The organism is Thalassococcus profundi, from assembly GCF_003344785.1.
Lineage (GTDB): Bacteria > Pseudomonadota > Alphaproteobacteria > Rhodobacterales > Rhodobacteraceae > Puniceibacterium > Puniceibacterium profundi.
The window spans coordinates 457,914-479,316 of sequence record NZ_QPMK01000001.1; the positions used below are offsets into that span (position 1 = coordinate 457,914).

Annotated in this window: 21 protein-coding genes; 16 read left to right on the forward strand and 5 right to left on the reverse strand. The window is 65.3% G+C overall.

Annotation, left to right across the window (positions count from 1 at the left end):
- The first annotated feature begins 27 nt into the window (after window positions 1-27).
- Together DU478_RS02100 and DU478_RS02105 are read left to right on the forward strand one after the other, a co-directional pair.
- The gene (locus DU478_RS02100; RefSeq protein WP_114509265.1) at window positions 28-2,283 is read left to right on the forward strand and encodes an NADP-dependent malic enzyme; all 2,256 of its coding nucleotides are present in this window, start codon (window positions 28-30) and stop codon (window positions 2,281-2,283) included.
- Window positions 2,284-2,379: 96 nt separating this feature from the next.
- Window positions 2,380-3,252: a ribokinase gene (locus tag DU478_RS02105; protein ID WP_114509266.1), complete on the forward strand. Its 873-nt coding sequence runs from the start codon at window positions 2,380-2,382 to the stop codon at window positions 3,250-3,252.
- 75 nt (window positions 3,253-3,327) lie between these two features.
- On the opposite strand, the gene msrA is transcribed toward DU478_RS02105, so the two are convergent.
- A complete protein-coding gene (msrA, locus tag DU478_RS02110; protein WP_114509267.1) occupies window positions 3,328-3,981 on the reverse strand; it encodes a peptide-methionine (S)-S-oxide reductase MsrA in 654 nt (217 codons plus the stop codon).
- A gap of 111 nt (window positions 3,982-4,092) precedes the next feature.
- Between msrA and DU478_RS02115 the strand changes: the two genes are divergently transcribed.
- From DU478_RS02115 to DU478_RS02130, 4 genes are all read left to right on the forward strand, one after another.
- The gene (locus DU478_RS02115; protein WP_114509268.1) at window positions 4,093-4,998 is read left to right on the forward strand and encodes a D-amino acid aminotransferase; all 906 of its coding nucleotides are present in this window, start codon (window positions 4,093-4,095) and stop codon (window positions 4,996-4,998) included.
- Window positions 4,995-5,273, forward strand: coding sequence for a hypothetical protein (locus tag DU478_RS02120; protein ID WP_114509269.1), 279 nt, complete (start codon window positions 4,995-4,997; stop codon window positions 5,271-5,273). The genes DU478_RS02115 and DU478_RS02120 overlap by 4 nt, the downstream gene beginning before the upstream one ends.
- Window positions 5,274-5,276: 3 nt before the next feature.
- A complete protein-coding gene (locus DU478_RS02125; protein WP_114509270.1) occupies window positions 5,277-5,993 on the forward strand; it encodes a sulfotransferase-like domain-containing protein in 717 nt (238 codons plus the stop codon).
- Between the two features lie 134 nt (window positions 5,994-6,127).
- A complete protein-coding gene (locus DU478_RS02130; RefSeq protein ID WP_114509271.1) occupies window positions 6,128-6,544 on the forward strand; it encodes a DUF7282 domain-containing protein in 417 nt (138 codons plus the stop codon).
- Between the two features lie 96 nt (window positions 6,545-6,640).
- Here the strand turns inward: DU478_RS02130 and DU478_RS02135 are convergent, their stop codons facing one another.
- Window positions 6,641-6,925, reverse strand: coding sequence for an SCP2 sterol-binding domain-containing protein (locus tag DU478_RS02135; RefSeq protein ID WP_114509272.1), 285 nt, complete (start codon window positions 6,923-6,925; stop codon window positions 6,641-6,643).
- Between the two features lie 73 nt (window positions 6,926-6,998).
- Window positions 6,999-8,240: an argininosuccinate synthase gene (locus tag DU478_RS02140; RefSeq protein ID WP_114509273.1), complete on the reverse strand. Its 1,242-nt coding sequence runs from the start codon at window positions 8,238-8,240 to the stop codon at window positions 6,999-7,001.
- A gap of 128 nt (window positions 8,241-8,368) precedes the next feature.
- On the opposite strand from DU478_RS02140, the gene DU478_RS02145 reads away from it, so the two are divergent.
- Both DU478_RS02145 and ilvA read left to right on the forward strand, forming a co-directional pair.
- Entirely contained in the window at window positions 8,369-9,121 is a 753-nt protein-coding gene (locus tag DU478_RS02145; RefSeq protein ID WP_114509274.1) for a hypothetical protein, read from the forward strand.
- Window positions 9,122-9,161: 40 nt separating this feature from the next.
- A complete protein-coding gene (gene ilvA / locus DU478_RS02150; protein WP_114509275.1) occupies window positions 9,162-10,388 on the forward strand; it encodes a threonine ammonia-lyase IlvA in 1,227 nt (408 codons plus the stop codon).
- 84 nt (window positions 10,389-10,472) lie between these two features.
- On the opposite strand, the gene DU478_RS02155 is transcribed toward ilvA, so the two are convergent.
- Window positions 10,473-10,805, reverse strand: a complete 333-nt coding sequence (locus tag DU478_RS02155; RefSeq protein ID WP_114509276.1) for an Hpt domain-containing protein — start codon at window positions 10,803-10,805, stop codon at window positions 10,473-10,475.
- Between the two features lie 155 nt (window positions 10,806-10,960).
- Between DU478_RS02155 and DU478_RS02160 the strand changes: the two genes are divergently transcribed.
- Window positions 10,961-12,232: a PP2C family protein-serine/threonine phosphatase gene (locus DU478_RS02160; protein WP_267897073.1), complete on the forward strand. Its 1,272-nt coding sequence runs from the start codon at window positions 10,961-10,963 to the stop codon at window positions 12,230-12,232.
- Window positions 12,233-12,235: 3 nt separating this feature from the next.
- Here DU478_RS02160 and DU478_RS02165 read toward each other — a convergent pair whose 3' ends face one another.
- Complete coding sequence (locus DU478_RS02165) at window positions 12,236-12,676, reverse strand: NUDIX hydrolase (protein WP_114509277.1); 441 nt, start codon at window positions 12,674-12,676, stop codon at window positions 12,236-12,238.
- Window positions 12,677-12,752: 76 nt separating this feature from the next.
- Here DU478_RS02165 and hslO point away from each other — a divergent pair, with 76 nt between their 5' ends.
- From hslO to DU478_RS02200, 7 genes are all read left to right on the forward strand, one after another.
- On the forward strand, window positions 12,753-13,742 hold the full coding sequence (gene hslO, locus DU478_RS02170; RefSeq protein WP_114509278.1) for an Hsp33 family molecular chaperone HslO: 990 nt from the start codon (window positions 12,753-12,755) through the stop codon (window positions 13,740-13,742).
- Window positions 13,726-14,331, forward strand: a complete 606-nt coding sequence (locus DU478_RS02175) for a CoA pyrophosphatase (RefSeq protein WP_114509279.1) — start codon at window positions 13,726-13,728, stop codon at window positions 14,329-14,331. The genes hslO and DU478_RS02175 overlap by 17 nt, the downstream gene beginning before the upstream one ends.
- A complete protein-coding gene (locus tag DU478_RS02180) occupies window positions 14,328-15,491 on the forward strand; it encodes a CCA tRNA nucleotidyltransferase (protein ID WP_114509280.1) in 1,164 nt (387 codons plus the stop codon). Before DU478_RS02175 ends, DU478_RS02180 begins: the two co-directional genes overlap by 4 nt.
- A 159-nt stretch (window positions 15,492-15,650) precedes the next feature.
- Window positions 15,651-17,507 carry an ABC transporter ATP-binding protein gene (locus DU478_RS02185; RefSeq protein ID WP_114509281.1) on the forward strand — a complete coding sequence of 619 codons (1,857 nt, stop codon included), beginning with the start codon at window positions 15,651-15,653 and terminating at the stop codon, window positions 17,505-17,507.
- Complete coding sequence (locus DU478_RS02190; RefSeq protein WP_114509282.1) at window positions 17,504-19,336, forward strand: ABC transporter ATP-binding protein; 1,833 nt, start codon at window positions 17,504-17,506, stop codon at window positions 19,334-19,336. Before DU478_RS02185 ends, DU478_RS02190 begins: the two co-directional genes overlap by 4 nt.
- 48 nt (window positions 19,337-19,384) lie before the next feature.
- Complete coding sequence (locus tag DU478_RS02195; RefSeq protein ID WP_114509283.1) at window positions 19,385-20,611, forward strand: class I SAM-dependent RNA methyltransferase; 1,227 nt, start codon at window positions 19,385-19,387, stop codon at window positions 20,609-20,611.
- Window positions 20,611-21,390, forward strand: a complete 780-nt coding sequence (locus DU478_RS02200) for an ion transporter (RefSeq protein ID WP_114509284.1) — start codon at window positions 20,611-20,613, stop codon at window positions 21,388-21,390. Before DU478_RS02195 ends, DU478_RS02200 begins: the two co-directional genes overlap by 1 nt.
- Window positions 21,391-21,403 lie beyond the last annotated feature (13 nt).

Below are 21,403 nucleotides of genomic sequence, written 5' to 3' on the forward strand. Positions count from 1 at the left end.
ACCGACCGCTTTGGGAGGAGCGCCGGAATGAGCAACCAGAAATACACCCGAGAAGAGGCGCTGGCCTTCCACCTGGAACCGACCCCCGGCAAGTGGGAGGTGCAGGCCACCGTGCCCATGACCACGCAGCGGGACCTGAGCCTCGCCTATTCGCCGGGCGTTGCCGTGCCCTGCGAGGAAATCGCTCAGAACCCCGAACTGGCCTACGATTACACCAACAAGGGCAACCTGGTGGCGGTGATCTCCAACGGCACCGCGGTGCTGGGCCTCGGCAACCTCGGCGCGCTGGGGTCGAAACCGGTGATGGAGGGCAAGTCGGTGCTCTTCAAGCGTTTCGCCGACGTGAATTCCATCGACATCGAACTGGATACCGAGGACCCCGACGCCTTCATCAATGCGGTGAAGCTCATGGGTCCGACCTTCGGCGGAATCAACCTAGAGGACATCAAGGCGCCCGAGTGCTTCATCATCGAGCAGACGCTCAAGGAACAGATGGACATTCCGGTCTTTCACGACGACCAGCACGGCACCGCCGTGATCTGTGCGGCAGGTCTCATCAATGCGCTGCACCTGAGCAGCAAGAACATCGAGGACGTCAAGATCGTGCTGAACGGCGCGGGCGCCGCCGGCATCGCCTGCCTCGAGCTGCTGAAGGCCATGGGTGCGCGGCACGACAACTGCATCATGTGCGACACCAAGGGCGTGATCTTCCAGGGCCGCACCGAGGGCATGAACCAGTGGAAATCGGCCCATGCCGCCAATACTCCCGCGCGCAGCCTCGAAGAGGCGATGGTCGATTGCGACGTCTTCCTCGGCGTTTCGGCCAAGGGCGCGGTGACGCAGGACATGGTCAAAAGCATGGCCGACAACCCGGTGATCTTCGCCATGGCCAACCCGGACCCCGAGATCACCCCCGAGGATGCCCATGCTGTGCGGCCCGACGCCATCGTCGCCACCGGGCGCAGCGATTATCCGAACCAGGTGAACAACGTCCTGGGCTTTCCCTATCTCTTCCGCGGCGCGCTCGACATCCACGCCCGCGCGATCAACGACGAGATGAAGATCGCCTGTGCCGAGGCGCTGGCGGAACTCGCCCGCGAGGACGTGCCGGACGAGGTGGCGCTCGCCTATGGCAAGAACCTCAGTTTCGGGCGCGACTATATCATTCCCACGCCCTTTGATCCGCGGCTGATCCACCGCATTCCCACGGCGGTGGCCCGCGCGGGCATGAACACCGGCGTGGCCCGGCGGCCGATCATCGACATGGATGCCTACGAGCTGTCGCTGAAATCCCGCATGGACCCGACCGCCAGCATCCTGCGCGGCATCAACGCCCGGGCGCGGGCGGCCCAGGCGCGGATGATCTTTGCCGAAGGCGACGATCCGCGCGTACTGCGCGCCGCGGTCATGTACCAGCGGTCCGGCCTCGGCACCGCGCTGGTCGTCGGGCGCGAAGCGGATGTGAAGGCCAAGCTCGAAGCGGCCGGCCTAGAAGACGCCTACCGCGAGATCGAAGTGGTGAACGCCGCGAACACCCGGTATCTCGAAACCTACAAGGCTTTCCTCTACGACCGGTTGCAGCGCGAAGGTCACGACCGGCAGGACATCCACCGGCTTGCGACCCGCGACCGGCACGTCTTTGCGGCCTTGATGCTGGCGCATGGCCATGGCGACGGTCTGATCACCGGTGCGACGCGCAAATCGGCGCATGTGATGCAGCGGATCAACCATGTCTTCGACGCCGATGCGAAACACGGCGCCGCTGGCATCACGGCGCTGCTGCACAAGGGCCGGATCGTGCTGATCGGCGACACGCTGGTGCATGAATGGCCCGACGAGCATGACATGGCCAACATCGCGGAACGCGCGGCTGGCGTCGCCCGGCACCTTGGACTGGAGCCGCGGGTGGCCTTCGTATCCTTCTCGACGTTCGGGTACCCCGTGTCGGAACGCGCGGCCAAGATGCACATTGCGCCGCAGGTGCTGGACCAGCGCGGTGTGTCCTTCGAATACGAGGGCGAGATGACCGTGGACGTGGCGCTCAATGCCCGCGCGATGGAGGCCTATCCGTTCTCGCGTCTCAGCGGGCCGGCCAACATCCTGATCGTCCCGGCGCGGCACTCGGCGTCAATCTCGGTCAAGCTGATGCAGGAAATGGCGGGTGCGACGGTGATCGGCCCGATCCTCGCCGGTGTCGACAAGTCGATCCAGATCTGCTCGTCGGTCTCGACCGCGAACGATATCCTCAACATGGCGGTGCTGGCGGCGTGCAAGGTCGGATGACGGCGCGTGTGGCGGGGATCGGAGCCTCCGGCGGGAGTTTGACCGCGAATTTTGCGACGCAAATTTCGCGGGTGGCAAGATGAAGGAGGATCGGTCGTGACCATCTTCAACCTCGGCTCGATCAACGCGGACCTTGTCTACCGTGTGCCGCATCTGCCGGGCGCGGGGGAGACTTTGGCGGCGACATCAATGTCGCGCGGGCTGGGCGGCAAGGGTGCCAACATGTCCGTCGCGGCGGCGCGGGCCGGGGCGCATGTGGTGCATATCGGCGCGGTCGGCGAGGACGGGCAATGGGCCTCCAACCGGCTGCTGGAATACGGCGTCGACACCCGCCACATCGCGGTAGCCGCCGAGGCGACGGGCCATGCGATCATCGCCGTGGACGATGCCGGCGAGAACACGATTCTTCTGCATCCGGGCGCCAATTGGGCCTTGTCAGAGACGGAAATCGACCTCGCGCTCGAGCTGTCGACGGCGCGCGACACGTTTTTGTTCCAGAACGAAACGAATGCGCAAAGGGCAGGGGCCGGAATGGCGTCGGCGCGGGGGCTGCGCATCGCCTATGCCGCTGCGCCCTTCGGCGCGGAGGCTGTGGCCGAGGTTTTGCCGCTGCTCGACCTGCTCGTATTGAACGCGGTCGAGGCGGCGCAGCTCGAGACGGCGACCGGTCTGCCACCGGACGCTCTGCCGGTCCGCGACGTGGTGATCACCCTCGGGGCAGATGGCTGCCGCTGGATCAACACCGACACGGGACACGCGCAGGACATCCCGGCGCTGCCTGTGACGCCGGTGGATACCACGGGTGCCGGCGATACATTCACGGGATTTCTCGTGGCCGGCCTGGATCGTGGGATGCCGATGGCGCAGGCGCTGGCGCAAGCCAACCGTGCCGCGGCGATCATGACGACGCGCCACGGGACGGCAGATGTCATTCCCGATCTCAAGGACGTGCAGGACAGCCGTTTCTGAAGGGTGCCGGAAATCCCGAGATTTCCGGTCCGTTTCCCTCGAGGAAAATGCGCCTCTGTGCGAAAGCGGCGCCTCTTACCCGCCAACAAATGGCGCGTCGTCGCCCCACAGTGCACGCACGCGCTGGTCGCGGCGGCAGCCTTCGCGGTAGCGTTCGTACGCGTCTTTCTGGTCGATATAGCCAAACCGGGTCAGGACCCTGTTCGTGCCCTTGTAGTAGTCCTGGTGATAGTCCTCGGCCTTGTAGAAGGTGTCCGCGTCAAGGATCGGCGTGACGATCTCCTGCCCAAGTGCGCGCTGCGCCTCGGCCTTGGCCTGTTCGGCCGCCGCTCTTTGCCGTTCATCAGAGACGAAAATCGCCGTGCGGTAGCTGTCGCCGCGGTCGCAGAACTGGCCGCCCGCATCCGTCGGATCGACCGAACGGAAGAACAGGCGGTATAGCTGGTCCAGATTGATCTTTGCGGGATCGTAGGGGATTCTCACGGCCTCGTAATGTCCGGTGTCGCCGCCTGTCACCTGCTTGTAGGTCGGGTTGTCGGTCGTGCCGCCGGTGTAGCCGGACACCACGTCGCCAACGCCCGCGACCTTCTCGAAATCGGCCTCGACGCACCAGAAACAGCCGCCGGCGACGACGATATCGGCGGCTGTCGCGCGCTGCGCCTGCGCGGTCAGCGCCAGCGCGGCGGCCACCAGGCAGGAAAGGGCGGTGAGCGGTTTGCGGAACTGCATGATGAAACTCCTTCTGTGCGATCAGACTGCACGGGCACAACGCATCCGGCAATGGACGCGCCCGCCCGGTCACGGCATGGTGACATCACGTGACGCAACGCAGGAGCCGACATGACCGAGGTCACAACCCACCAGGCCGCCGAGGATGCCCGCAACGACGCCATCCTGATCTGGCTCAACGGCGCGCTGAAGCCCAGGGCCGAAGCGTTGGTCAGCGTCTACGACTCCGGCTTCATGCTGGGCGACGGCGTGTGGGAAGGTCTGCGGCTTTACGACGGGCACTGGACGTTCCTCGACGATCACATGGACCGTCTGTTCGAGGCGGCGAAGGCTATCGATCTCGACATCGGCATGACCCGCGATCAGGTGATTTCCGCCTTGTCAGAGACGCAAAAGGCCAACGGCATGACCACCGACGCCCATGCCCGGCTGATGGTCACCCGCGGCGTCAAGACCCGGCCGTTCCAGCACCCGTCGCTGTCGCGGCAGGGGCCGACGGTGGCGATCATTATGGAGCATTCGCGCCCGTCGATCCCGCGTCCGATCCGGCTGGCCACCGTTCCGCATATGCGCGGGCTGCCGATGACGCAGGACCCCAAGCTCAACTCGCATTCCAAGCTCAACTGCATCCTCGCCTGCATCGCCGCGGAAAAGGCCGGCGCGGACGAGGCGCTGATGCTCGACGTGCATGGATTCGTGAACACCACCAACGCCTGCAACTTCTTCATCGTGCGCAAGGGGGCGGTCTGGACCAGTACCGGGGATTACTGCATGAACGGGATCACTCGGGCCAAGGTCATCGAGATTTGCCATGCCAACGGCATCCCCTGTTTCGAGCGCAACTATTCGCTGGTCGATGCCTATGGCGCGGACGAGGCCTTTCTCACTGGCACTTTCGGCGCACAGACGCCGGTCGGGTCGATCGACGGGCGCCAGATCGGAACGGGGCAGATGGGTCCGGTCACCGAACGCATCCGCGCGCTTTACAAATCCCTGATCGCGGAGACCTGCCGATGACACGCTTTGCCCTTCTGCCTGCCGTTCTGACAATAGCCGCCTGCGCGCCGTTGGTGCCGTTGCCGCCAGAGGGATCGGACATTCCTTGGCCCGACGCGGTGCAGCTGTTCCAGGCGTGTCAGGTTGAAAGCGTGTACCAGGCGCATGATCGCACCGTGTCGCTGACCCTGACGGATGGCAGAATGGTACACACGATCACGCCGCGCCTCGATGACGCGGTGCGGGAGGGCGTGATGCCGCCGCGCTGCGACGATGTCGCAGTCATCATGGAATAGCCGATGCGACTGGCGATGTGGTCCGGGCCGCGCAACCTGAGCACGGCGATGATGTACAGTTTCGGCAACCGCGCCGACTTCCACGTGGTGGATGAACCGTTTTACGGGCCATACCTGCGCGAAACCGGCCTCGATCATCCAATGCGGGAAGAGATCATTGCCGACCGGCCGGACAGCGCCGAAGAGGTGGCTGCGGCCTTGCTCGGCCCGATCCCGGACGGCAAGCCGCATGTCTATCACAAGCACATGGCGCAGCACATGATCCCGGCGATGCCGCGCGACTGGTTCGGCGGCTGCACGCATGTCTTCCTGATCCGCCACCCCGCCCGCGTGGTCGCCAGTTTCGGCGCCAAATACGAGAACCCGACGCTCGAGGATATCGGTTTCGTGCAACAAGCCGAATTGTTCGAGACGCTGCGCGCCGCCGGTCAGGACCCGGTGGTGATCGACAGCGCCGACATCCGGCAGGATCCGGAAAACATGCTGCGCAAGCTTTGCACGGCCATCGGCCTGCCCTTCGATCCCGCCATGCTGTCCTGGCCCAATGGCGGGCACCGCCAGGACGGCGTTTGGAAAGAGGTCTGGTACGCCTCGGTGCACCGGTCCACAGGGTTTGCGGGGCCCGAGGGACCGCTTCCCGATCTGGACGGTCCGGCGGCAGAGCTCGCCGCACGCGCGTTGCCGTATTACGACAAGATGGCCGCCGCCGCCCTGCGTTAAGGGTGCCGACACGGGCTCGGAAATTCAGTCGAAAAAATTTCTGTCGCCGATGAAACTCTCCGTCGCATCCGCCGTGTGTTCGATTTGAGACAGGGCAAACGCCCTTGTCCTCATGTGAAAACAGGAGAGACGACATGAAGACTCTTATGATGACCACCGCCGCCCTGACCGTATCCGCTGGCATGGCCTTTGCCGCAGCACACGGCATGGCACCCTCCGTCGAAGCGTCCGACCAGTCGGTCGAAAACGGCGTCGTGAGCGCCACCAAGGTCGTGGCCCCGGCCAACGGCTGGCTCGTGGTACACCGCACCGATTCCGAGATGAAGCCCGGCCCCGTGGTCGGCTACGCGCCGCTGCGCGAAGGCGAGAACATGGACGTGGCCGCGATCCTGCAGGAAGACGTGGCTTCGGGCGACATGCTGATGCTGATGGTCCACGGCGAAGACGGCGGCATGTCGACCGGCGTGTTCGAATATACGCTGGGCGCCACCGAAGACGGTCCGATCCGGGTCGAAGAGAATCTCGTGATGACGGTTGTCACTGCCGAGTAGTCCTTCGAGGACAACCGTTAGAGCGCTGGTGATACTGCGGAGTTGACGGCGCTCGGAAACCGCCGGGTCCATGTGCCCGGCGGTTTTCTTTTGGGCTCAGCCCAGCATCTTTCCGAGTTTCAGGGCGACGGACATGTCGCCCGACACCTTGATCTTGCCCATGGCAAAGGCGGTCATAGGGTTCAGCTTGCCGTCGATCAGCTTGACGAGGTTGGCCTGCGAGATGCGGATGGTGCAATCCGCGGGCAGGTCCTGACGCAGCGCCTTGCCATCCGTCACCGTGATCGCGCCATCGTCCCCGCAATCGAATTTCAGGCTGTCGTCCAGCGGGTGCCTGTCCAGCCCGCGCTGCATCAGCGCCGCGATTTCATCCATGGTCATCAGAAGTCTCCTGCCCGTTTCCGGGCAGAAGTAGAGACGCATTTTCGGTGTGGCAATCGCGACGTTACGGCGCTCAGCCCTTGAGCCGCCGCTTGCGCGCGGCCAGTAGTTTCAGCCGCAGCGCGTTGAGCTGGATGAAGCCGGCGGCGTCCTTCTGGTCATAGGCGCCGGCGTCGTCTTCGAAGGTCACATGCGCCTCGGAATAAAGCGACGCGTCCGACCAGCGGCCGACGCAGGTGGCGGCCCCCTTGTAGAGCTTGAGCCGGACGGTGCCCGACACATGCTCCTGGCTCTTGTCGATGGCGGCCTGCAGCATCTCGCGTTCGGGGCTGAACCAGAAGCCGTTGTAGATCAGTTCCGCATACCGAGGCATCAGCGAATCCTTGAGGTGGCCCGCGCCGCTGTCGAGCGTGATCTGCTCGATCCCGCGATGCGCCTCGAGCAGGACGGTGCCGCCCGGCGTTTCGTAGATGCCGCGGGACTTCATGCCGACGAAGCGGTTCTCGACGAAATCGAGCCGCCCGATGCCGTGCTTGCCGCCCAGTTCGTTGAGCCGGGTGAGGATCGTCGCGGGCGACAAAGCCTCGCCATCGATGGCGACCGCATCGCCCTTTTCAAAGGTGATCTCGACGAATTCCGGCGTGTCGGGCGCCGCCTCGGGTGCAACGGTGCGCTGGTAGACGTAATCCGGCGCGGCCTCTGCCGGGTCTTCCAGCACCTTGCCTTCGGACGAGGTGTGCAGGAGGTTCGCGTCAACCGAGAACGGCGCTTCGCCGCGCTTGTCCTTGGCGATGGGGATCTGGTTTTCCTCGGCGAAGGCCAGCAGCTTGGTCCGGCTGGAAAGGTCCCATTCCCGCCAGGGCGCGATCACCTTGATATCTGGGTTCAGCGCATAGGCGCTGAGTTCGAACCGCACCTGGTCGTTGCCCTTGCCGGTCGCGCCGTGGGCCACCGCGTCGGCACCGGTTTCGGCCGCGATCTCGACCAGCCTCTTGGAAATCAGCGGGCGTGCGATCGAGGTGCCAAGCAGATAAAGACCCTCGTAAAGCGCGTTGGCGCGGAACATCGGAAAGACGAAGTCGCGCACGAATTCCTCGCGCACATCCTCGATATAGATGTTCTCGGGTGCGATCCCCAGAAGCTCGGCCTTCTTGCGCGCGGGCTCCAGCTCTTCGCCCTGGCCCAGATCGGCGGTGAAGGTCACGACCTCGCAACCGTATTCGGTTTGCAGCCACTTCAGGATGATCGAGGTGTCGAGGCCGCCGGAATAGGCCAGGACGACTTTCTTGGGCGCGGGCGTTTTGGCGGCGGACATGAGGCGTTCCTTTGTCTCGGGTTTGGCGCGGCGATTACCCGGTTTTCAAAGTCGGGGCAAGGTTTGCCCATTTCCGCCCGGCGCGGGTCATGTTAGCCAAGGCGCGACATGTCAGACAGGGGGCCGCGATGAAGGGCTTGCAGATTTTCACCCATTCGGTGCGCTTGGTGTTCTCCAACCTCGAAAACGCCCTGCGGGTGTCGCTGGTCCTGTACCTGGTACAGGCGGCCAATTCGATTTTCCTGTACCTCAACCCGCCGGAAATGACCGAAATGGCGGGGACGGAATTTCCGGTGATGGACCCGGGCACGGCCGGATCGAGCCTGCTACTGTCGATCCTCGCCGTCATCGCCAGCCTCTGGATCGCCGTCGCCTGGCACCGGTTCGTCCTGGCCGAGGAATATCCAACCGGCTGGCTGCCGCGCTGGCACGGGTCCAACATGCTGAGCTACCTGGGACGGTCGATCCTGCTGGGGCTGCTCATCGCCTTTGCCGTGGTCGCGGCGTCGATCCCGATCAGCCTGATCGCCATGGTCGCGCCGCCGCTCGTGGCGATGGTGCCGTTCTTCATGATCGGGTTCGGCGCGTACCTCTTCTTCCGGCTTTCGGTGATGTTGCCCGCCGCCGCGTTGGGCGAAAAGCTGCGGCTGGGAGAGGCCTGGGATGCGACCAAGGGCGAAACCGGCACTCTGCTGACGCTGACCGCCATCGTCGTCGCCGCCAGCATCGTCGTGCAGCTACCGACGCTGCTCAGCGGCGATGCGACCTCTTTCATCAGCCTGGTCTACGCGCTGGTGGTGAACTGGTTCGCCACGGTGATCGGGATTTCGCTGCTGACCACGCTGTACGGCCATTTCATCGAAAAACGGCCCATCGACTGACCCGCGCGATGCCCCGAGCCGAGGTTCCGAAAGGCACTGTATGACCGATTTCCAGACCGAAGCCCGCGACGCCGCAAAGCTGATGCGCGAGGTGTTTCCAGCGACCCCGCTCTTGCGCAACGCGCATCTGTCGGACCGGTTCGGCGCCGATATCTGGCTCAAGCGCGAAGACCTGTCGCCGGTGCGCAGCTACAAGCTGCGCGGCGCGTTCAATGCCATGCGCAAGCAGCGCGAGGCAAAGCTCTTCGTCTGCGCCAGCGCCGGAAACCATGCGCAGGGCGTGGCTTTCATGTGCCGGCATTTCGACACCCACGGCGTAATCTTCATGCCGGTCACGACGCCCCAGCAGAAGATCCAGAAGACGCGGATGTTTGGCGGTGATGCGATCGAAATCCGTATGGTCGGGGATTATTTCGACGACACGCTGCACGCCGCGCAAAGCTTCTGTTCCGAGGCGGGCGGGCATTTCCTGTCGCCCTTCGACGACGACGACGTCATCGCGGGGCAGGCATCGGTCGCGGTCGAGATCGAGGATCAGATGGGCGGCTTGCCCGATCACGTCGTGGTGCCGGTGGGTGGCGGCGGGTTATCCGCCGGGACGATCAGTTATTTCGGCACCGGCTGTCAGTATACCTTTGTGGAGCCTTCGGGCGGCGCTTGCCTGCAGGCGGCGCTGGCGGCGGGCAAGCCGGTCAAGCTGCCCAAGGTCAACACCTTTGCCGATGGGGCCGCGGTCGGGCAGATCGGCGAACGCACCTTTGCGCGGCTCTCGGGCGTGGGTCTTGCCAATGTGCTGGCCATCGACGAGGACAGGCTCTGCACCACGATGTTGGACATGCTCAACGTCGAAGGCATCGTGCTGGAACCGGCGGGCGCGCTGGCGGTCGATGCGCTCAAGGATCTGGGCCAGGCGATCCGGGGCCGCAGCGTTGTCTGCGTGACCTCGGGCGGGAATTTCGATTTCGAACGGCTGCCCGAGGTCAAGGAACGTGCGCAGCGCTACTCCGGCGTCAAGAAATACTTCATCCTTCGCCTGCCGCAGCGGCCCGGCGCGCTGAAGGATTTCCTGAACATTCTCGGGCCCGAGGACGATATCGCCCGGTTCGAATACCTGAAGAAATCGGCGCGCAACTTCGGGTCGGTGCTGATCGGGATCGAAACCACCGATGCCGCGAATTTCGACCACTTCTTCGCCAAGCTCGAGCATCAGGGCTTTGCCTATCACGACATCACCGACGACGAATTGCTGGCGCAGTTCGTGATCTGATGGCCTTCGGCGGCAAGACCGCGGTGGAGACGAGCGCCGGACGGGGACATCACCGATCTGCATTGTTTGATCCGAACGGTCGCGTCAGACCCCGAGTTGAGCCGGCATCTGGGCCATGAATTCCGCTTTGGACGCGGAGTAAAGACGCCGGACCTCTTCTGGCGTCACGGTTTCGGGCGCACCGGTTGCCGCCGCCCGTTCGCCGCGCTGGCACAACGACGCGAGGTCGGAGAACCCGAGGTTCAGGCTGCTGCCCTTGAGAAAGTGCAGGTCGGATTCCGCCCGCTGTGCCGTGGCATCCGGTTCGAGGCGCGACAGAGACGTTTCCATCTCGTCCAGAAAGAGCGTCACCACCTCCCGAAATTCCTCTTCACCGATTTCATCGCGAAGTTCCCTCACGCGCGCCCAGTCGATCATCGCCACCTCCTTGACGCTGGCACCCTGCACCCGAGAGGTGAAGACGTGGTTAGCGTGTCCGGGAAGAATTTGGCGGATTTTACGGTTCATCCGGCGTTAAACCCCTGCGCGTATGGGCTTTGCGGTCACGCGAAGGTTCGGCAAAAGGGATTCAGTTGACGGTCACAGGCTTCTCATCGTCCGGGACATCGCCCGCGCCCGGTCCGGTGCAGCGGGTGCTGGTCGTCGACGACAGCCCTCTGCAGCTCAGGATTCTGTCGGCGATGCTGGGCCGATGGGGGATCGAGGTGCATTGCGTCGAAAGCGCCGAAGCGGCGCTGGCGCTGTGCCCGACATTGGCGCCGGACATGGTGCTGTCGGACTGGATGATGCCGGGCATGGACGGGCTGGAGTTCTGCCGCCGATTCCGGGCCCTGCCGCGTGACGCCTACGGCTATTTCATCCTTTTGACTTCCAAGTCGGAAAAGGGCGAGGTGGTGCGCGGGCTCGACGCGGGCGCCGACGATTTCCTGACCAAGCCGGTCAACGCGGACGAATTGCGCGCGCGCATCAATGCCGGCGCGCGGGTTCTGTCGATGCAACGCGAACTCAGCGACAAGAACCGGGTGATCTCGGACACGCTGGCCAAGTTGCAGGCGGTCTATGACGCGATCGACAACGATCTGAAACAGGCCCGCCGCATTCAAGAGGCGCTGGTGCCGAACCGAAGTGCCGTCTTCGGAACCTCACGGGTGAGCCTGCTGCTGAAACCCTGCGGCCATGTGGGCGGCGATCTGGTCGGCATGTTCAGCCCCGAACCGGGGGCGCTGGGGGCCTACAGCATCGACGTGTCGGGCCATGGCATCACCTCGGCTCTGGTGACGGCGCGGGTCGCGGATTACCTCAGCGCCCGCTTTCCCGACCAGAACCTGGCGCTGGACCGTACCGCGCGCCCGGGCCAGAGCCTGCGCCCGCCCGAAGAAGTCGCGGCACTGCTGAACGAGCGCTTGTCCGGCGATACCGGCGTGGCGGAATACCTCACCATGCTCTATTTCCGCGCCGATCTTTCCAGTGGCCGGGTCGACATGGTGCAGGCGGGCCATCCGCCGCCCCTGCTGTTGCGGGCCGACGGCAGCGCCGAATTCGTGGGGGACGGCGGATTGCCCATCGGGCTTGTCGACGAGGCACGCTACGACCGTCAGTCGCTGCAGCTGGGCAGCGGCGACCGCCTCTTGCTTTACACCGACGGGTTCAGCGAGGCGGTGATGAAAGACGGCGCCATGCTCGACGAGGTCGGGCTGTTGCGGCTGGTTCGGGAAACGGCCCAAGACGGCTGCGGCACCGAATTCCTCGACGATCTCTTCTGGCGCTTGACCCTTGCCATGGATGCAGAGACCGGCCTGCAGGACGACGTATCGGCGACGCTGCTGGAGTTCGACGTTCTTTAGACCCTAATGCACCGCGAAACGGGCGACAAAGCTGCGGTCGCCGGCATTGCCCAGCTTGCGGGCGGCATCCTCTGGGGCCATCCACAGCGCCATGTGATCGGGTTCGGTCGGGGCTGCGAGAGGCCGAACCGGCGTTGCGAGGTAGATCGTGCAGATCTTTTCGGCCCAGAGGTCGTATTCCGGCATGAAGGTGAAGCGCCGGAAACAGCCCAGGCGCCGCGGCTGCGCGATCCGCCAGCCGGTTTCCTCGAACACCTCGCGGTGCAGCGCCGTCAACGGCGACTCGCCGGGGTCGATGCCGCCGCCGGGCAATTGCAGTTCCGGCGCGGGGGCCTCTTGCCGGGTCAGCAGCAGCATACCCCGGCGCGGCAGGATCGCGTAGACACCCGGGCGGCGGGTATAACTGCGCCCCGCCTCGGGCGGTGTGCCGAATCGCCGTGTCATTCCCGCCCCCTTGGACTCTGCCTTGTTGCCCTTATATGGACGCGGTATGCCAATCCGCGGCAAATAAGGAAACCCCATGACGCTTGGAACCAAACTCGCCTGGGACGACACCGTCCTGCCCTTTCAGCTTGACCGCTCGGATATCCGCGGCCGTGTCGCACGGCTGGACGGCGTTCTTGGCGGGATTCTGAAGCAGCATGACTACCCGCCGCAGGTCGAGGCGCTGGTGGCCGAGATGGCCTTGCTCACCGCGCTGATCGGTCCGACGATCAAGCTGCGCTGGAAACTGTCGTTGCAGGTGCAGTCGAAAGGGCCGGTGCGGATGATCGCGACCGATTACTTCGCGCCTGCCTCTGACGGCGAACCCGCGCGCATTCGTGCCTATGCAAGCTTCGACCGGGACCGCCTGACCGACGGTGCGCCGATCGACCAGGTGGGGGAGGGGTATTTCGCGATCCTGATCGACCAGGGCGAAGGCATGCAGCCGTATCAGGGCATCACGCCGCTGACCGGCGACTCGCTGGCGGCCTGTGCGGGCACCTACTTTGCGCAATCCGAACAGCTGCCGACGCGGTTCCAGCTGAGCTTTGGCCGGTCCACCGAACAGGGCGGGTCCGAACACTGGCGCGCTGGTGGCATCATGCTGCAGCACATGCCCAAGGCATCGCCCTTTGCCAAGGACGGCGGGTCCGGCGAAGGCGGGCTGCTGGAAGCGGGTGATATCGTCGACGGCGAAGAGGGCGACAACTGGAACCGGGCCAATTTCCACCTCGATACGGTCGAGGAAATGGAATTGATCGGCCCAAGCCTGCCGCCGACCGACCTGCTGGTCCGGTTGTTCCACGAGGATCAGCCGCGCGTCTTCGATCCGCAGCCGGTCCGTTTCGGCTGCACCTGTTCCGAGGATCGCGTGCGGCAAAGCCTGTCGATCTACTCGGCCAAGGACATCGAGAAGATGACCACGGACGAGGGACGCGTGACCGCCGATTGCCAGTTCTGCGGCGCCCATTACGATCTGGACCCGGCGACCGTCGGGTTCGAGGCCGCAGATGAGCAGGACCGCTGAACAGATCGCGGCCCTGCGCCGGGCTCTCGATGCCGAAACGCGCGCCACGTCGGATTTCGACCTGAACCCCGAAGTGGTGCTGCCCGCCGGACGTATCCTGCGTCCGGCGGGCGTTCTGCTTGCGCTAACCGATGGGGCGGACGGCCTGAATATCGTGCTGACCAAACGGTCGTCGCGGCTCAAGCATCATCCGGGACAGATCGCCTTTCCGGGCGGCAAACAGGATGACGTTGACGCCGACGCCATCGCTGCAGCCCTGCGCGAAGCCGAGGAAGAGATCGGATTGCCGCGCAACAGGGTCGAGATCCTCGGCACGCTGCCGGGCCATGAGACCGTCACCAGCTTTGCCATGACTCCGGTCGTCGGACTTGTCCGCGGCGCCTTCGACCCGGTGCCCGAACCCGGCGAGGTCGAAGAAGTGTTCCTGGTCCCTCTGGATCATGTCACCGACCCGGACCGCTTCAGCGTGCAGTTCCGGCGCTGGCGCGGCACGCGGCGGCATTATTACACGGTGCCTTTCGGCCCCTATTACATATGGGGGGCAACCGCGCGGGTGTTGCGCGGGCTCGCCGACCGGATGGGCCGATGACCCGCGTGTCCGGAGCGTGGCTGTCCGCACTTGGGACGCAAGCGGTGCTGGGCATGCTGACCGATGCCGGGCATGCGGCCTATGCGGTGGGCGGATGTGTGCGCAACGCGCTGATCGGAAAGGCGGTGGAGGATGTCGACATCGCCACCGACGCGCGACCTCGGACCGTCATGGCCTTGGCCGAAGCGGCGGGGCTGAAGCCGGTGGCGACCGGCATCGACCATGGCACCGTGACCGTGGTGGCCGATGGCACGGGTTATGAGGTGACCACCTTTCGCGCCGATGTAGAGACGGATGGACGGCACGCGACGGTGCGATTCTCCGATGACGTGAAAGAGGACGCCCGCCGCCGCGATTTCACCATGAACGCGCTTTACGCCGATGCGTCCGGTCATGTGATCGACCCTCTGGGCGGCCTGCCGGACCTGCAAGCGCGCCTCGTGCGGTTCATCGAGGATCCTGCGGCGCGCATCCGCGAGGATTACCTGCGCATTTTGCGCTTCCTTCGGTTCAGCGCCTGGTATGCCGACCCGGACGGCGGCTTTGATGCCGATGCGCTGGCTGCGATCGCGGACAACCTAGACGGTCTGGACGCGCTGTCGCGCGAACGTGTGACGGCGGAGCTTATCAAGCTGCTGGCCGCGCCCGACCCGGCGCCGGCGGTGGCCGTGATGCAGCAGACCGGCGTGCTGGCCCGGTGCCTGCCCGGCGCCGACACGCAGGCTCTGGCTCCTCTGGTGCACTCGGAAGGCTCGCTGGACTGCCCGCCGGACCCGCTGCGCCGGCTGGCGGCGCTGGGCGTCTTCACCGGCGCGGACCTGCGTCTGTCGCGGGCACAGGAGAAGCGACTTGCGCTGTATCAGAGCCTGATCGATGGCACCGCAAGCCTGGCCGAGGTCGCCTATCGCCATGGTGCGGACCGCGCCATCGACGCGGCATTGCTGCGGAGCGCGCTTCTGGAACAGCCGCTCCCCGACGGGTTACGCGACGCGATCGAAGAGGGCGCCAAGGCGCAGTTTCCGATCACCGCACGTGACCTGATGCCGGGGGTGACCGGCCCCGCGCTGGGCGCGGAACTCGACCGGCTCGAAGCGCTCTGGATCGCATCGGGGTTTGCCCTGACACGCGCCGCACTTCTGGAGCGCGCATCAAGGGGGTGACAGGTTGCGTCATCCGGTGTAAGAAACGACCACCGGAATGGAGATCTTAATGGAAAACGCGCGCCTCATCCCAAGCTTCGCCTAAAGCGAACCTGCGCGCGCGGGTGAGCCATCGGCCTCACCCTATCCATCTTTCTCCTGTTTCCTGGAAATCCTGCCATGTTCCGTTTTTTCGAATCGCGTGTCGATCCGTTTGTCGACCATCCGCAAAACGACACGCCGCCGCAGCGGCTGTTGCCGTTCATGTTGCAATATGTGGGACCGTTCCGGCGGCTCTTTGTCATCGCGGCGCTGTTGTCCGTCGTCGTGGCCGGTGTCGAGCTGGGGCTGATCTGGGCCATGGGCTGGATCGTCGACATCCTTTCCGGCGATCCGGCGCAGGTCTGGGCCGATCACGGGGCGGCGCTGATCTGGCTGGCGCTGGCGATCCTGCTGCTGCGCCCGGTGGTGCAGGCGCTGGACGTGCTGGTGCTGAACAACGCAATCCTGCCGAACTTCGGCACCCTCGTGCGCTGGCGCGCGCATCGGCATGTTCTGCGGCAGTCCGTGGGCTGGTTCGAGGACGATTTCGCCGGCCGCATCGCCAACCGGATCATGCAGACGCCCTCTTCGGCGGGCGAAGCCGTGTTCCAGATATTCGACGCCCTGTCCTACGCGGTGGCCTATGCCATCGGCGCTTTGCTGCTGCTGGGGCGCGCCGATCCCTGGCTGATGCTGCCCCTGGTGGGCTGGCTGGTGCTGTACGGTCTGCTCATGCGCTGGACCGTCCGCCGGATCGGGCCCGCGTCCAAGGCCGCGTCGGACGCGCGGTCCGAGGTCACGGGCCGCGTCGTCGACAGCTATACCAACATCCATTCGGTGAAGATGTTCGCGCATCACGACCGCGAGCTGGACTATGCGCGCGAGGCGATGAGCAGGACGCGTGTCACCTTCCAGCGCGAAATGCGGCTCTTTACCATCATGGATGTGACCCTCGTGCTGCTCAACGGGCTGCTGATCGTCGGCGTTGTCGGTCTGGCGGTGGCGTTCTGGATGACCGGATCGGCCACCGTCGGCGTGGTCGCGGCGGCGACGGCGCTGACGCTGCGGCTCAACGCGATGACCGGATGGCTGATGTGGGCGCTGACCTCGTTCTTCCGCGAACTGGGGGTCGTGGCCGAGGGGATGGAGACCATCGCCCAGCCCGTCACGCTCACCGATGCGCCGGATGCGCAGCCGCTTGAACTGCGCGAAGGGCGGATCGAGCTGAAGGGTCTCATGCATCATTACGGGCGCGAGGCGGGCGGGCTCGACGGGATCGACCTGGCCATCGCGCCGGGTGAAAAGGTTGGCCTGATCGGGCGGTCGGGCGCGGGCAAATCGACCCTCGTCAAGCTGCTTTTGCGATTCTACGATGCCGAGTCAGGCCACATCCTGATCGACGGACAGGACATTTCCCGCGTCACGCAGGACAGCCTGCGGCTGGCCATCGGCATGGTCCAGCAGGACAGCGCGCTGCTGCATCGGTCGGTGCGCGACAACATCCTGTATGGCCGTCCCGACGCCACCGAAGAGCAGATGATCGCCGCCGCGCGGCAGGCGCAGGCGCATGAGTTCATCCTCGACCTAGAGGACCCGCAGGGCCGCCGCGGCTATGACGCCCATGTGGGCGAACGCGGCGTGAAACTGTCGGGCGGTCAGCGGCAGCGGGTGACGCTGGCGCGGGTGATCCTCAAGGACGCGCCGATCCTGCTGCTGGACGAGGCGACCAGCGCGCTCGACTCCGAGGTGGAGGCGGCGATCCAGGACACGCTCTACGGCATGATGGAGGGCAAGACGGTGATCGCCATCGCTCACCGTCTGAGCACGATTGCCCGTATGGACCGCATCCTCGTGCTCGATCAGGGGCGGATCGTCGAAGAGGGCACTCACGACGCGCTTTTGTCGGTGAGCGGACTATATGCCCAGTTCTGGAAGCGCCAATCGGGCGGCTTTCTCGACATCGACCCCGAAATCGACACGGACGCAGCAGAATGAACCCGGACACCTGGATAGATCCCTTTCAACCGGCCAAGGGCCCGCCGCCCCGCACGCTGTTCGCGTTCTTCCGCTGGGCGCTGGAGGGGGCGGGCCGGGTCATGTCCTTTGCCGCCGTCCTGTCGGTGCTTGCCGGCGTGGCCGAGGTGATCGCGGCGCTGCTGCTGGGTTGGGTGATCGACGCGGCGCTGGACACCGGCGTGACCGGGCTTTTCGCCGAGAACACGGCGCTCTTCGTCTTTGCGCTGGTGTTCTTCATCGGGCTGCGGCCCGCGGTGCTGGGGCTGAGTTCGTTTGCGCAGACGATCCTGATGCAGCCGGCGGTGATGAACCTCGTCCTGTCGCGGTTGCACCGGTTCACGCTGGGCCAGTCGGTCACGTTCTTCGACGACGATTTTGCCGGGCGGATCGCGCAGAAGGAAATGCAGACCGCCCGCGCGCTGAACGACACGGTGACCGAGATCATCCAGACGGTGCTGTTCGCCGTGGCGTCGGTCGTCGGGTCGATCCTGCTTCTGGGCACGGTGGACTGGCGCATCGCCGCGGGCCTGCTGGTCTGGATGATCGCCTATGGTTTTCTGATCCGCCACTACATGCCGCGCATCCGCACCCGGTCCAAGGCGCGTGCCTCGGCCCGGGCGATGGTGACCGGGCAGGTGGTGGACACGGTGACCAACATCAAGACGGTGAAGCTCTTTGCCCATCACGACCACGAGGACCGCGCGGCGCTCAATTCGATGGACAGCTACCGCAAGCGGTTCCTGGAGTTCGGATATGTCTCGGTCGCCTTCCGGTTCTGGCTGATGGCGCTGGCGGGCATCCTGCCGGTGCTGCTGGTGGGCGGGGCGCTTTGGTACTGGACGCTGGGGGTGATTTCGGCCGGGGACATCGCCGCGACCGGTGCGATCAGCCTGCGTCTGGCACAGATGACCGGCTGGGTCAGCTTCACGTTGATGAGCCTTTACGCCAACGTCGGCGAGGTCGAGGACGGCATGCGCACCCTGACCCCGCCGCATCGGCTGGTCGATGCGACGGACGCCACCGACCTGACCGTCACCGATGGCCGGATCCAACTGGACGACCTGGGCTTTGCCTACGGGCGCGATGTCGGCGGGATCGAGCATATCGCGCTGACCATTCAACCGGGCGAAAAGCTTGGCATTGTCGGTGCCTCCGGGGCCGGAAAGTCCACGCTGGTGGCGTTGATGTTGCGGCTCTATGACGCCGAAAAGGGCAAGATTCTGATCGACGGACAGGACATTTCCAAGGTCACCCAGGAAAGCCTGCGGCGGCAGATCGGGATGGTCACGCAGGAGACCGCGATGTTCAACCGCTCGGCGCTCGACAACATCCGGTACGGCAAGCCCGACGCCACCGAGGAAGAAGTCTTTGCCGCCGCCCGCAAGGCCGAGGCGCACGAGTTCATCAAGGATCTCGAAGATCATTTCGGGCGCAAGGGCTATGCCGCGCACCTTGGCGAGCGGGGCGTGAAACTGTCGGGCGGCCAGCGGCAGCGCATCGCCCTGGCCCGTGCGATCCTGAAGGACGCGCCGATCCTGATCCTGGACGAAGCGACCAGCGCGCTCGACTCCGAGGTCGAGGAATCGATTCAGTCGGCGCTTGAGGCGGTGATGGAGGGCAAGACCGTGCTGGCCATCGCGCACCGGCTGTCGACCATCGCGGACATGGACCGGATCGTCGTGCTGGACCGTGGTCGCGTCGTCGAGGAAGGCACGCACGAGGCGTTGCTGAAGCAGCGTGGGCTTTATGCGCGTTACTGGAGCAAGCAATCCGGCGGGTTCCTCGGCGCACGGCACGCCGCCGAATAGGCGGTGCCGGGTCTCGACGCGCCGTCCGAGACCGGGCACAAGGCGGGTATGGAACATCTCATCATCGACAGGCTTGGGCACCAGGGAGACGGCATTGCCGCCGGGCCGGTTTACGTGCCGGGGGCCCTGCCCGGCGAAGAGGTCGAAGGCGCCGTTACGGACGGCGTCATGGCGACGCCGCGCATCCTCACGCCGTCGTCCGACCGCGTGCGCCCGCCCTGCCGTCATGCCAAGTCCTGCGGCGGCTGCCAGTTGCAGCATGCCAGCGACGCATTCCTGGCCGACTGGAAGGTGGAGGTGGTGCGCACGGCGCTGGCGGCACAGGGCCTTTCGGCGCCGTTCCGGCCCATCGCAGTGTCGCCCGCGCAAAGCCGCCGCCGCGCGACATTTTCGGCGCGGCGCACGAAGAAGGGCGGGCTGGCGGGGTTTCACATGAAAGCGTCGGACGTGATCGTGTCGGTGCCGGACTGCCAGCTGGTGCATCCGCAGATCGCAGCCGCCCTGCCGCTGGCCGAAGAGCTGGCCGTGCTCGCGGCCAGCCGCAAAGGCGAGCTTTCGGTGCTGATGACCCGTTCGGCCGACGGGCTCGACCTGTCGGTGACGGGCGGCAAGCCGCTGGATGCACCGTTGTCGGCGGCATTGGCGGATCTGGCGCGCAAGTACGACCTCGCGCGCATAGGCTGGGACGGGGATTTCGCCATTACCCGCCGCCCGCCGCGGCAGATCATGGGCCGGGCCGAGGTCGTCGTGCCGCCGGGGGCCTTCCTGCAGGCGACACCCGAGGGCGAGGCGGCGCTGCTGGACGCGGTGCGCGAAGCGGTGGGCGAGGCTGGCCGGATCGTCGACCTCTTCGCCGGTTGCGGCACCTTCGCCCTGCCATTGGCCGATGCCGCCCGAGTCCATGCCGTCGAAGGCAGTGCCCCGATGTTGACGGCGCTGGATCACGGCGCGCGCAACGCGCAGGGTCTCAAGCCGCTGAGCACCGAAACGCGCGACCTCTTCCGCAATCCGCTGTTGGCCGAGGAACTGTCACGCTACGACGCCGTAGTCATCGACCCACCGCGCGCCGGGGCCGAGGCGCAGATTGCGCAGATCGCCAAGGCACAGGTGCCGCGCGTCGCGCATGTGTCGTGCAACCCGGTGACCTTTGCGCGGGATTGCGCCGCCCTGGTGTCGGCGGGCTATCGCATCGACTGGGTGCAGGTGGTTGACCAGTTCCGCTGGTCCACCCATGTGGAGATGGCCGCGCAGCTTAGGGTCGAGGGACAGGCATGATGCAACTTCGGGAACGGGTCGGCGCCTTCATGGCGCGGGCCAGTGTGCAGAACGCGATCATCGCGGTGATCCTGATCAACGCGGTTCTGCTGGGGATGGAAACCTCCGAAGAGATCATGGCCGAGGCCGGGCCGCTCATCAAGGCGCTCGACCGGGCCTGCCTTGCGATCTTCGTGGCGGAACTTGCGGCCAAGCTCTTTGCCCATGGGCGCAATTTCTTCCGCAACGGCTGGAACATCTTCGATTTCCTGATCGTCGGCATCGCGCTGGCGCCGGGGACGGAATCCTTCTCTGTCCTGCGGGCGCTGCGCGTCCTGCGGATCTTGCGGGTCATCTCGATAGCACCCCGCCTGCGCCGCGTGGTTGAAGGCTTCGTCAGCGCGCTGCCGGGCATGGCCAGCGTGTTCCTGCTGATGGCGATCATCTTCTACATCGGCGCGGTCATGGCGACGCAGCTGTTCGGCGCGCTTTTTCCCGAGTGGTTCGGCGACCTTGGCCGGTCGGCCTATACGCTTTTCCAGATCATGACATTGGAATCCTGGTCCATGGGAATCGTCCGCCCGGTGATGGACGCCTATCCCTACGCCTGGGCCTTCTTCGTGCCGTTCATCATGGTCACGACCTTTGCCGTGGTGAACCTTCTGGTGGGTCTGATCGTCAATTCGATGCAGGAAGCGCATTCCGAGGAAGCCGACGCCGCCACCGGCACCTACCGCGACGAGGTTTTGGCGCGGCTTGTCGCCATCGAGAAACAGCTGGAGGCGCGGGACAAGCGGTAAACCCGCCGTGATC

Coding starts and splice junctions, on each gene's coding strand:
- DU478_RS02100 (WP_114509265.1), top strand. CDS start 28: ATGAGCAACCAGAAATACACCCGAGAAGAGGCGCTGGCCTTCCACCTG.
- msrA (WP_114509267.1), bottom strand. CDS start 3,981: ATGCAGTTCCGCAAACCGCTCACCGCCCTTTCCTGCCTGGTGGCCGCC.
- DU478_RS02115 (WP_114509268.1), top strand. CDS start 4,093: ATGACCGAGGTCACAACCCACCAGGCCGCCGAGGATGCCCGCAACGAC.
- DU478_RS02120 (WP_114509269.1), top strand. CDS start 4,995: ATGACACGCTTTGCCCTTCTGCCTGCCGTTCTGACAATAGCCGCCTGC.
- DU478_RS02125 (WP_114509270.1), top strand. CDS start 5,277: ATGCGACTGGCGATGTGGTCCGGGCCGCGCAACCTGAGCACGGCGATG.
- DU478_RS02130 (WP_114509271.1), top strand. CDS start 6,128: ATGAAGACTCTTATGATGACCACCGCCGCCCTGACCGTATCCGCTGGC.
- DU478_RS02135 (WP_114509272.1), bottom strand. CDS start 6,925: ATGACCATGGATGAAATCGCGGCGCTGATGCAGCGCGGGCTGGACAGG.
- DU478_RS02140 (WP_114509273.1), bottom strand. CDS start 8,240: ATGTCCGCCGCCAAAACGCCCGCGCCCAAGAAAGTCGTCCTGGCCTAT.
- DU478_RS02145 (WP_114509274.1), top strand. CDS start 8,369: ATGAAGGGCTTGCAGATTTTCACCCATTCGGTGCGCTTGGTGTTCTCC.
- ilvA (WP_114509275.1), top strand. CDS start 9,162: ATGACCGATTTCCAGACCGAAGCCCGCGACGCCGCAAAGCTGATGCGC.
- DU478_RS02155 (WP_114509276.1), bottom strand. CDS start 10,805: ATGATCGACTGGGCGCGCGTGAGGGAACTTCGCGATGAAATCGGTGAA.
- DU478_RS02165 (WP_114509277.1), bottom strand. CDS start 12,676: ATGACACGGCGATTCGGCACACCGCCCGAGGCGGGGCGCAGTTATACC.
- hslO (WP_114509278.1), top strand. CDS start 12,753: ATGACGCTTGGAACCAAACTCGCCTGGGACGACACCGTCCTGCCCTTT.
- DU478_RS02175 (WP_114509279.1), top strand. CDS start 13,726: ATGAGCAGGACCGCTGAACAGATCGCGGCCCTGCGCCGGGCTCTCGAT.
- DU478_RS02180 (WP_114509280.1), top strand. CDS start 14,328: ATGACCCGCGTGTCCGGAGCGTGGCTGTCCGCACTTGGGACGCAAGCG.
- DU478_RS02185 (WP_114509281.1), top strand. CDS start 15,651: ATGTTCCGTTTTTTCGAATCGCGTGTCGATCCGTTTGTCGACCATCCG.
- DU478_RS02190 (WP_114509282.1), top strand. CDS start 17,504: ATGAACCCGGACACCTGGATAGATCCCTTTCAACCGGCCAAGGGCCCG.
- DU478_RS02195 (WP_114509283.1), top strand. CDS start 19,385: ATGGAACATCTCATCATCGACAGGCTTGGGCACCAGGGAGACGGCATT.
- DU478_RS02200 (WP_114509284.1), top strand. CDS start 20,611: ATGCAACTTCGGGAACGGGTCGGCGCCTTCATGGCGCGGGCCAGTGTG.